The organism is Silvibacterium acidisoli (genome assembly GCA_022870745.1).
Lineage (GTDB): Bacteria > Acidobacteriota > Terriglobia > Terriglobales > Acidobacteriaceae > Silvibacterium.
This window is the reverse complement of record CP085323.1, coordinates 4,989,602-5,001,783: the sequence shown is the minus strand read 5'-3', so window position 1 is coordinate 5,001,783 and position 12,182 is coordinate 4,989,602. Positions and strand designations below refer to the sequence as shown.

At 59.0% G+C, this 12,182-nt stretch carries 2 protein-coding genes; one reads left to right on the top strand and one right to left on the bottom strand.

What is annotated here, in order from left to right; all coding sequences use genetic code 11:
* Positions 1-7 precede the first annotated feature (7 nt).
* Positions 8-958, bottom strand: coding sequence for a helix-turn-helix domain-containing protein (locus tag LJD29_RS20410; protein WP_446743422.1), 951 nt, complete (start codon positions 956-958; stop codon positions 8-10).
* A 1,021-nt stretch (positions 959-1,979) separates the two neighbouring features.
* Between LJD29_RS20410 and LJD29_RS20405 the strand changes: the two genes are divergently transcribed.
* The gene (locus LJD29_RS20405; RefSeq protein WP_446743421.1) at positions 1,980-12,065 is read left to right on the top strand and encodes a malectin domain-containing carbohydrate-binding protein; all 10,086 of its coding nucleotides are present in this window, start codon (positions 1,980-1,982) and stop codon (positions 12,063-12,065) included.
* The last annotated feature ends 117 nt before the right edge of the window (positions 12,066-12,182 follow it).

Genomic DNA, 12,182 nt, shown 5'->3' with positions numbered 1-12,182 from the left:
CCTCTGGTCATTTCCTACGCAGGTCGCGGATGTAGCGGCTTGGAGTTGAGCCGAAACGGTTGCGGAAGGTCGTAGACAGATGAGACTGGCTCGAGAAGCCACAAGCAGCCGCAATGTCGATCATCGAGATGTTTCGAGCGGCCATGAGCACTTTGGCTTTCTCCAGTTTGAGATCGAGCAGGTATTGATGAGGTGTCGTGCCGGTCGCTGCTCGAAACATCTTCAAAAACTGAGATTGGCTGTACCCGGCTTCTGCAGCTAAAGTCTTCAGGCTGGTGTCTATGTGGATATCCGATCGCATTCGGTCCAGGACTCTCGCGAGCGAGCGGCGCGGAAGAGCTGAAACCTTTCCTGGCTCAGGCTGCTTAGCCGATCGGCCAAGATATAACAAGCGACTGGCAAGAGCTACGGTGAGCGACTCGCTGTAGAGCTTTCCGGAGAGCCCTCCGTCATCCGCCTCCTTGATTAGGAGGCGCGTGATGTTTCTTAGAACAAAGTCATCCTGACCGGCGAGCTCATGGAACGATCCTTGCGGCAGCCTGTCGAGCTCTCCTTCAAGGTGGCTTATGAAACCTGCATTCATGGAGCAAACAATCGCTGTGTGAGGAGAGAGATTCCTGACTGCGGGAAAGAAACCCGGGACGACGGTGCTGATTGTATTAGGAAACTTTTTGTAGGGCCTGAAGCAGCCGCCAAGAGCGAGTTCTCCTTCGGCGACGTGGGTGTCCCAAAGAACCAGACAGTGATAATCGACAGCTACTTCGGACTGTTCGCCCGAGCCGATCATGCAACGTTGAATAGCTACATCGCTCTCAAAAATATCTACGCTGGGAGATTTCGGCGATCTCATTCCCTGGAAGAGTTGTTGAATGGCTCGGTCGGCTCCGCGTGCCGGGTGGATTCCTTCATGATTGCGAGTACGAAATGCTGATGGTTCTCTAGTATTCACGAAGCTCACCTTACTCGAACTCTTTGATAATCCGGGCTCTGTTGTATGAAGTTTGAGCACGGCGCGGCCAGATCTAGGAAAGTGAGATAGTCCGCTGACGGAGGTAGAGGATCGAGCGCAAGCTGAATCTTTGGCCTGACCGCCGAATTCAATCTCCCGGCCGATGCAGAAAGCCGCTGTAGTCCGTTCATGGAGACGGTTTCCCTCGGGGATGCTGCGAGAACTATGAATTGTATTGCTGAGGGATAAACCACCCTTCAAGAATATCAATTTCTTGTTGAATGAATCGTCCCGCCTGCGGCGTTTTCTGGATAGGGGAATCGTGCAGATGAGATGCGGCGAGGCTTGCAGGATCTATGCGGCGGAACAGAGGGATTCGCAAAATGAATCGATTGGCGAGTTTCTTATCGCCAACTAGCGACCGCGGTTTAGTGCCCCGTCAATTATGCCGCAATAACATACAGAAGAAATTGGCGGAGCAGTATATGTATCAATCGTTAAAGATCATAAGAAAGATATAGCTGTATTGTCCGCCAGTATTTACGGCTAGACGATCAGCAACTTGGCTTTCCGTGTAATGAGTTGTGCTCACTTTGAAGTAAGCATATGCAAGATCAGCAAAGATCACTTTCAGAAAGAAAGCGCGTTTGCAGAAAATTAGTTTTTCCTTTCAGATTGGATCGATTCCTTTGCCATTCATCGCTACCGCTTCCATCGGCGAGGTACTCCAATAGCTGCCCGGGCGTGCAACGTGTCCCCGTCCTGCCAGCGTCTCCTCGGAGAAATTCACTCTCGCCTCTATCTAGTTTCAATTTAAAAGTAATTCAAATGTCATAAGTTACTTTAATCATGCTGATTTAATGCCTGTGCATTACTTTGTGTCAGGAGATACGTTACTCTAGGCTTCGCTATCCCTTGTCGGCAATAAAGAGTCATGCCGATTTTCGATCATGTTGCTCCCCCCAACATCTGAAAGAGGAACGACCCTTTGAGATCACCTGCCTGTAGTTCTGGGACATTTTCTGTTCCGATGCCTGCCTTTGTTCTGGCTGACCGGGTTCTGTGGAAGAAGCGTGCGCGGCCGGCATTTCTAGCGATGGTCTTTGTACTGGCTGCGCTGGTAGGCGCGCGCACGGGCTATAGCCAGCAGCAGCAGGTCGAGCCCACGCTGCCGATATCGCAACGCTCGACAATCAATCTTGCAGCAGGCATGCCGCAGTACATCGGCAATGCTGCCTCGGCATCGAATGCGCCGCAAAGCAACTGGTGGTTCGAGAACACCAACAACTCCACGTCTTACTCGGCGCCCGGCTTTAGCGAGAGCTCCGACGGCAGCGCCACCTGGACCCAGGTTGGATTGCCTTACGATGCAAACATTCCTCGCACCTTTATCAATCAGGGCTCTGGCGGTGGAGAGGGTTCACTCAACGGGCAAAATAACTGGTATCGCCTGCACTTCAAGGTCGACTCCAAGTATGCAGGCCAGAAGTTTCTCCTGAATCTCGAGGGAGCGCACTCAGGCGTTCAGGTCTTTATCAACGGCACGCTGCTGCCCGGCATCAGCGCGGTAGCGGCAGACGCGCAGGCCACGCACGTGGTCGGTTTCGTCCCGGTCATCTGTGACCTTACGCCGTACATCGTTGCAGACGGTCAGACGGACAACGTGATTGCCATCGACGTCGCTCGCGGCTCTCCCTGGTTTGAAACGCCGAATTTCGCTGAAGATTTCCGATTCGGCCAGGCGATGGCGGGACTGTTCCGTAATGTAAAGCTGTATGTCACGAATCCGGTTCACATCCCACTGAATGTCTACTCGAACACTAGGACCTGGGGCACCTATGTCGGGACGGTATCCGAGGTGCCGGCTCTCGAGGGGACGGCAACGGCTGCCTCCGCCCTCGTCGAGGTGCAAACGAATGTCCTCAACGAGTCATCCGTCGCACAGCAGGTTACGCTAACGACGCAGATCGTAGATGCGCAGGGCAACGTTGTGGTCACAGCGCCTGCCGTGACGCAGAACGTTCCGCCGATGACGCCCAGCACCTTTCCAACCGGCGCGGTTCCGATGTTCGATCAGCAGATCAACGTTCCCAACCCGATACTGTGGTATCCGAATAACGCGATCTGCGGTACGCCTGCGGTCTCCTGCGGCTCGCCATATTTGTACAAGGTCTATCACATCGTCAGCGTCAACGGCGTGATCGTCGATTCGGCGCAGAGTTCACTTGGTATCCGCACCATTACCTGGGACGCAAACTTTCCTTCTTTTAACGGGCACGCTCAGTATCTGTGGGGCGGAGCCAGCCGCTATGACTATCCCGCGCTCGGCTCATCGGTTCCCGACGAGCAGTGGTGGCGCGATATGGCGCAGATCGCGGCCCAGGGCGGCAATGTGTGGCGCCCCGGACACTCGACCAGCAGCGAAGAGATGGTCGAGGCGGCAGACGCCTACGGCATCATGATCGATCAACCGAGCGGCGATGGGGAAAATTACTGGAACGCCACCACCCCTCCGACGGCCGACGATCTGCAACTCAAGCAGGAAGTGCATCGCGACATGATTATTCGCGATCGCAGCCATCCGTCGATTCTCGATTGGGAGAGAGACAACGGCGGCATGAATCCAACGCTCGCCAGCGAACTTGAGACAATCGAGACGACGTGGGATAACATCAACACGCGCGTCAGCGCCGATCGCTCCTATAGTCCCGCATACGGATTCATGGACGAATGCGACGGAGCCGGCTGCGAAGCGGGAAACAAGGAACAGAATCCCAACAATCCGGCCTTCGGTGCCGAGTACTGGGACAACGTGGGTACGGGGCGCGGCCTGGCCTATGACTTCGAGCTTGCCTTCGCGGCTCCCTATCTCGACGACTGGCGCCAGGGACGGCAAGCGAATGCCTTTGGCATGGCACAGTGGTACTTCGCTGAATCTCCGGGCGAGACGAGCCTCTGGGCCGAATATCAAAACCAGCCCAACATGTTGAACCTCGTGCGGTCGCTCGGTTACTCGTCGACAGATGCGAACCGTTTCCCGAGGCTGCTCTACTACATCTACCAGGCCAACTGGATACCGTTCTCAGTTAAGCCTGTAGTCCACCTCGCGCATCACTGGAACCGGTCCTACGAATACACGCCGGGCACTCCGATCCAGGAGAACGCGTTCAGCAACTGTCCTTCGGTGCGTCTGCTCATCAACGGTTCTCCCAAGGATCCGGTTACGGGCGCGGTGCTCGCCGACCAGACACCGAACCCATGGAGTGTCGATTCCCATTCGGACCTCACCCAGAACACAACCGTGATGCCGGGACAGGTTCACTGGATGGTGAACTGGGCGCCGGGTACGGTTAGCGCCGTGTGTCTCGACGAGAACAGCAACCCGGTTGCGAATGTGACCGATTCGCGTACAACGGCCGGGGCGGAGAGCAGGATCGTTCTCAGTGTCGTTCCCGAGGTCACCAAACCGGATGGCACCAGCTTCCAATGGACTGCTAACGGGTCAGATGCAGCAATGGTTGTCGCGCAGGTGGAGGACGCCAATGGCAACCTCGTCCCGACGGCAGCAGATAATGTAACCTTCTCCGTATCCGGCCCAGCCAGTTATATGGGCGGAACGCAACAGTTGGTCGCCGACCCCTCGTGGACCACCTACTATCAGGACGCATTCTCCCAGGCAAACAGCTCCGTCATTGCTGGAGTTCCTTTTGCCTTCTTCCACTCGCCCGGAGATCCGGAGCTGAACTTCGAGGGTGGATTGCAGAAGATCGCCCTCCGCAGCACCTTTACTCCCGGTACGACGACTGTGACCGCGAGCGCTCCAGGTTTGGCGAGCGGCAGTGTTACCTTGACTTCGGTAGCACCTCCGCCGCCAGTGCAATCGCAGGCGCCGGTCATCATCGTTCCGCCAGTGAACGCGGCAACCACGGCAGGCTTCAGCGCGACCTTCAGCGTAGTGGCCTCCGGCTCGGGTACTCTCACCTACCAGTGGTCGAATAACAATGGCGAGATCCCCGGAGCGACCGCTGCTGTTTACACCACGCCGGCGACGACCATTGCAGACAACGGCGATATGTACACTGTCACGGTTACCAGCAGCCTCGGGACGGTGACATCGTCTCCTGCTACCCTGACGGTAGATACGTCGGCCAAAGTCGCCATCACTGCACAACCTGCTCCCCAGACCGTGGTCGTGGGGCAGAGCGCAACGCTATCGGTAACGGCCTCCGGCTCGCCCTCGCTGACCTACCAGTGGTATCGGACCGGGTCGGGCGCCATTGCTGGTGCGACCCAGGCTTCCTACACGACCCCGGTATTTACCGCGAATGGAAGCGCAGGCTTCTACGTCGTGGTGACCAATCCGGTCAGTTCGGCTCAATCGTCCACTGCGCTGGTGACCGTGAATGCGGCTACACCGGTGATTTTCACAACGCAGCCTGCGGGCGTGATCGCGCCGGTCAATGAACCGGTTCAGTTCACCGCGGTTGTTACAGGGTCCGCTCCCTACACCTATCAGTGGCAGTTCACTCCCGCGGGGGGCACAACCACGATTCTTACCAGCGGCTCGCAGCTTTCGAACACTCTTACCTATACGATTCCGGCGGTAAGCATAGAGAATGTCGGCGCGTATACGGTAACGGTCAACAATGCCGCGAATGCAGCTGCCACCAGCAACGCGGCACAGCTGACGCTCGCGCCCCCCGGCGTCAACCTGGCTCTCAACGCCGTCGCCACATCGAGCAGCAGCCAGACTCCTTGCACCGATGGCACCACGATGCCGCCTTTCTCTGGCGCAAATTGCCTCGGTGCAGAGGATGCCGTGGACGGCAATCTTACGACACGCTGGGGATCGGCTGTGGCAAATGCTCCGCCGACACCCGCGGTTCCGGGAGTCGATCCTTCATGGCTGCAGGTTGATCTCGGTTCCGTCCAGTCCTTCAATACCGTGATCATCAACTGGGAGGCCGCATACGCGACTCAATTCCAGATTGAGTACACCAACCAGGATCCTGCCACCAATCCAACCTGGAATGTGGCCTGGCCCCCGGCAAACACGGAGCCGACCAACGCTGGCGGGACACAGACCCTAAACTTTCCTACTGTTCAAGGGCAGTATATCCGCATGAACGGTACACAACGAGCCAGCCAGTACGGCTACTCGATCTACGAGTTCCAGGTCTACAACGTGCCGCAGTGCGGTGGCCCGACGGAGCGGTACACCGTCAACACCTCCAATCCAAATCTCGTCACCGACAACCTGACGAGCCTTACCTGGACCCGCACCATCGAAACAGACACCGCTGCGGGATCGCAGTTCACGGGCGTGAGCGCGCAAAACTACTGCGCGAGCATCAGCATGCGCCTGCCGACACAGTCCGAGGCATTGGGCATCAGCGGCGTCAACAACGCCAGCTGCGCCTTCCGCGGAACGTGGAGCACATGGACCTCCACCGTAGATCCGGACGACGCCACAAAGTCGTCGATCGTCAACTTCGACGGCAGCTCCTCGTTCCAGGTCACCAACAACTTTCCTGGAGCCACGCTGTGCGCCTCGGGAACATCCGCCGGGGCTGCGCCTGTGATCACGACGGAACCGGTCAGCCAGACGGTGACGGTAGGACAGACGGCCAGCTTCAGCGTTGCGGCTACCGGCAGCGGAAGCCTGACCTATCAGTGGTCGAAGAACGGAAGTCCCATCTCCGGCGCAACCTCATCGACCTACACCACACCGGCCACCACGGCGGCCGACAACGACACGCTCTTCAGCGTGGCCGTCGGCGACGCGTTCGGTACAACCACCAGCAGCACTGCGGCTCTCACCGTGCAGGCGGTTAACTGCGCGGCTGTTCCGAGCACGCCGGGAACGCTGACGGCGGGCGCCAATGCCGCGAGCCAGGTGAATCTGACCTGGGGAACGAGCACGGCACCCACTGGCTGCGTCATCAGCTACAACGTCTACCGCAGCACGACGGCCGGCTTTACTCCTTCGGCTGCTGACCAGATCGCCACGGCAACGAGTACGACGTACTCCGACACCAGCGCGGCTCCCACCACGACCTACTACTACATCGTCGAAGCATCGGATTCGGCTGGAAATTCGGCGGCATCGAATGCGGCTTCGGCTACGACGCCGGAACTCGGCTGCACCTCGAACTGCGGCTCGGATGTAATTGCCATCAGCGCGGGCGGTCCGGGGGCAGGTATCTTCTCTCCCGATGAGGACTTTACCGGCGGTGGAGCTTCGGGCACGAACGCGACGATCAGCACCACGGGCGTCACAAACCCTGCCCCCGAATCGGTCTATCAGAACCAGCGATTCGGCAACTTCAGCTACACACTCACGGGTCTGACACCCGCGACGAACTATGTGGTGCGTCTGCACTTCGATGAGTTCTATTGGACTCAGCCAGGGCAGCGCGTCTTCAACGTCAGCATCAACGGAACGCAGGTGCTGACCAACTTCGATATCTTCGCTGCCGCAGGCGGCCAGGACATCGCCATTGTCGAGCAGTTCGCAGCAACCTCGACGGCTCAGGGACAGATCACGCTGCAATTCACTTCGGTGGCGGATAACGCCGAAGTCAACGGCATCGAGGTCCTCACTGCGACGGCGGTCAATACTCCTCCCGGCGCACCGTCGAATCTGGCGGCATCAGTAGCTTCGTCCAGCCAGATCAACCTCAGCTGGACGGCATCGGCAACCGCCGGAGCCAGCTACACGGTCTTCCGCAACGGCAACCCCGTGGCGAATGGCCTGACGGCGACCACCTACAATGATGCGGGCCTCGCCGCTTCCACTACTTACTCCTACACGGTCGAGGCGGTCGATCCTGCCGGTACTTCGCTGGCTTCGAACACTGCGACCGCGACCACCTTCGACGTCAACTGTGCCGCGGGCTGCGGCTCGGAGGTACTCGCGATCAGCGCAGGCGGACCCGCCGCGGGCGTCTATGCCGCAGATGAAGACTTCAACGGTGGAGGCGCATCTGGCACCAACGCCACCATCAATACGTCAAAGGTGATGAACCCTGCTCCCGAATCGGTTTACCAGAACCAGCGCGTGGGCAACAACTTCACTTACACCCTTCCTGGCTTGATGCCTGGAGCAACCTATACGGTGCGCCTGCACTTCGACGAGTTCTATTGGACTCAGCCGGGTCAGCGCGTCTTCAACGTCAGCATCAACGGCGCTCAGGTTTTGAGCAGCTTTGACATCGTGGCAACAGCGGGCGGACCGGATATTGCAGTCGTAGAGCCGTTCACGGTGACTGCCAATTCTCAGGGGCAGATCGTGTTGCAGTTCACAACCATCACGGACAATGCCGAGATCAACGGCATCGAAGTGATCTCGGCCGCGCCCGTCGCACCCGCCAGCCTGACGGCGGCTGCTGTCGCGGCGAACCAGATCAATGTCACCTGGCCGGCTTCAACGACTCCGGGTGTCGTCTATGATGTCTTCCGCAGCACTACGGCAGGCTTCACGCCTTCGAGTGCAAACCAGATTGCCACGGCAACCGGTACGAACTATTCCGATACCGGTGTCATGATGAACACAACCTACTACTATGCGGTCGAGGCTTCGAACGCTTCCGGAACTTCGGCTCCCAGCCCGCAGGCCAATGCGACAACCGCCGCATTGCCAGCTGCACCGGCAAACCTGACCGCGACGGCGGCTTCCTCCAGCGAGATCGATCTGAGCTGGACAGCCTCCGCAACGCCAGGGGTGGCGTATACGGTGTTGCGCAATGGCGCCGTGGCGGCGAGCAATCTCGCCACCACGACCTACAGCGATACCGGGCTCACGGCCTCCACCGGATATTCGTATACGGTGCTCGCGGTCAACGCGGCGGGCACCTCGCCCGCCTCGAACACCGCATCTGCTACCACAGGGGCCGAGGCGAGTACGCCGACCAATAACGGATCGGATATCCTCGCTATCAGCGCTGGCGGTCCAGCCACGGGCAACTTTGCCGCGGACGAAGACTTCACCGGCGGAACGCCTTCGGGCAGCGGCGCAACCATCAGTACCTCCGGAGTCGTCAACCCCGCTCCCGAATCGGTCTATCAGAACCAGCGATTCGGCAACTTCACTTACACGCTCACGGGTCTGACGCCCGCGACGAACTATGTGGTGCGTCTGCACTTCGATGAGTTCTACTGGACTCAGCCAGGTCAGCGCGTCTTCAACGTCAGCATCAACGGCACGCAGGTGCTAACCAACTTCGATATTCTGGCCGCTGCGGGCGGCCAGGATATCGCGGTGGTAGAGCAGTTCGCGGCGAGCGCAAATGCACAGGGCCAGATCGCTCTCCAACTCGTCTCGATCAAGGACAACGCGGAGATCAATGGCATCGAGGTGCAGAATGCCACAGCTGCGAATACGCCTCCGGGCGCACCGTCGAATCTGGCGGCATCGGTAGCTTCGTCCCGCCAGATCAACCTCAGCTGGACAGCTTCGGCGACCTGGGGAGTCACCTACACCGTCTTCCGTAACGGCACCGCGGTGGCGAACGGCCTCACCGTAACCAGCTTCAACGATGCCGGACTGACGGCCTCAACAACGTACTCCTACACCGTGCAGGCGGTCGATTCCGCAGGGACATCGATGGCCTCGAACACTGCAACCGCAAGGACATTCGATGTCAACTGCACGTCGGGTTGCGGCACGGACGTGCTCGCGATCAGCGCGGGTGGTCCAGCCGCGGGTGCCTACGCTGCCGATGAAGACTTCAACGGCGGAAACCCATCCGGCACCAACGCGACAATCGACACGTCAAAGGTGATGAACCCTGCGCCTGAGTCGGTTTACCAGAACCAGCGTGTGGGCAACAGCTTTAGCTACACGCTTCCCGGCCTCACTCCGGGAGCAAGCTACACCGTGCGTCTGCACTTCGATGAGTTCTACTGGACTCAGCAGGGTCAGCGCGTCTTTAACGTCAGCATCAACGGTGCCCAGGTTCTGAGCAGCTTTGACATCGTGGCAACAGCGGGAGGACCGGATATTGCAATCGTCGAGCCGTTCACGGCGATTGCCAATGCCCAGGGGCAGATTGTGTTGCAGTTCACGACCGTGACCGACAATGCCGAGATCAACGGCATTGAAGTGATCGGAGCTGCGCCTGCCGCGCCTGCGAGCCTCACGGCAGCAGACGTTTCCACCAGCCAGATCAATCTGAGCTGGACGGCTTCGACGACTTCGGGAGTGGTCTATGACGTCTTCCGCAGCACGGCGTCCGGCTTCACGCCCTCAAGCGCAAATCAAATCGGCACGGCAACCGTCACCAGCTACTCGGATACCGGACTCGCAGTAAACACCAGCTACTTCTACGTGGTCGAGGCTTCGAGTGCTTCCGGCACGTCGGCGCCGAGTCCGCAAGCGAGTGCGACAACGACTCCGGCGGCCCCATCCACCGTTGCGACGCCAACCTTTACACCTGTGCCGGGAAGTTATACGGCGGCGCAGAGTGTTTCGATCGACGATGCGACTCAGGGTGCAACGGTCTACTACACAACCAACGGCACAGTTCCGACAACCTCCTCTCTCATTTACAGCTCAGCGATTCCGGTGAGCGCAAACGAGACGATCCAGGCCATCGCGGTGCTCGCAGGGCAAGTAAGCGGGGTAGCGACGGGAACATACACCATTAACTCGGCAACCGGGCCGGTGACAGCACCTGCCATCACCACGGCCCCGGCGCCTCAGGCAGTCACCATCGGACGGACCGCCACCTTTTCAGTGGTAGCCACCGGAAACGCACTGAGCTACCAGTGGTTCAAGAACGGGATTGCGATACCCGGCGCAACCAACGCCAGCTACGCAACCCCGGGAACCACTGCCAGCGACAACGGCAGCAGCTTCACGGTAACGGCCACCAACTCCGTAAGCTCTGCTACTTCTTCGGCTGCTACGCTGAGCGTGAACGCCTCACCCAGCTACACGGTCGTTCCCGGCTTCGTCGCCACCGACCTCAACAACAACACCAACGGCGTCTGGGCTGACAACCAGATCTATGTCGAGATTCTCGGCAACGATCCTGTCAGCGGCGCGCTGGAGTGGGTCAACTTCAACGGCACCGCTACACCCGCCAACGTCGCGGACAACACCGCGTCAAACGCACTGACCGGACCGGACGGACAGACCTACCCCAACTACTCGTTCACCCTCGCCGAGAGTCACCAGCTCAAGCTGCCGCCTCTGAGCTCGGGCCGTATCTACATCTCCGAGGGAAGTCCCCTTTACATGTCCATCGTTCCCGCGGCAAACGGCCCAAATGGATACGCGGGACCGAACCCTCTCAACGGCACCGATCCGAACCTCAACGTGCACTACGACTGGTATGAGTTCACGTACGGGGCGAATGGCAGCATCTTCATCAACACCACCCAGGTCGACCAGTTCGGGTTACCACTCCTGCTGGATGTCTGGGGATCCGGTGAAACCTTCCACATGCAGGTAGGCATCAACGAGTCGATCGCCAATCTGGACAAGGAATATGCCGCGCAGGTCCCGGCAGACTTCCAGGTGCCGGCCCTCACCAATCTGCGCATCCTCGCACCCAAGCAAAGTGTCACCATGGCTACAGGTGGGTTCAGCCAGACCTACTTCCAGAGCCTGATCGCGAACGCGTGGGCGCAGTATGCAACTAAACCGCTCAGCATCACCGTCAACGGCCGCCAATTTACCGGCACCGCCACCGGCTCGACTCTCAACTTCACAGAGAACAACCCGGCTCCCGCAAACGCCGGAGAAACCTTCGCGGTGCAGCAGCCGTCCACTTCGGATCTGGTGCAATGCTCAGGGACCATGGCAACCGGTGTCGCGCCGGCGGCAGGCCAGCCGGCCACAGCGCAGATTACAGACGAGAACAACATCCAGTTGCAGCTTGAAAATCAGATCTGCGCCGCAACCAACCGGGGAGTTCTCCTGACTCCCGCAAACTGGGCCAGTGTCGCTGCCTACTACCAATCGTCGCCAGCAAACTTCTATTCGCTGTTCTGGCATCAGCACTCAGTCGGGGGGCTGGCATACGGCTTCTCATACGATGACAACAATAACCAAAGCTCCACCATCACGACGGGACAGGCGGAACACATGGCCTTCGGAATCGGCTGGTAGCTTCCAGATGGTGCGCTCGGGGCCTTGTGCCCCGAGCGCACTTTAGTCCTGCATTCGCGGTAGAGATCCTCGCGGACGAGCACGTTATCCGCGCCCGGCGTGAGGCGCTCCGGCATC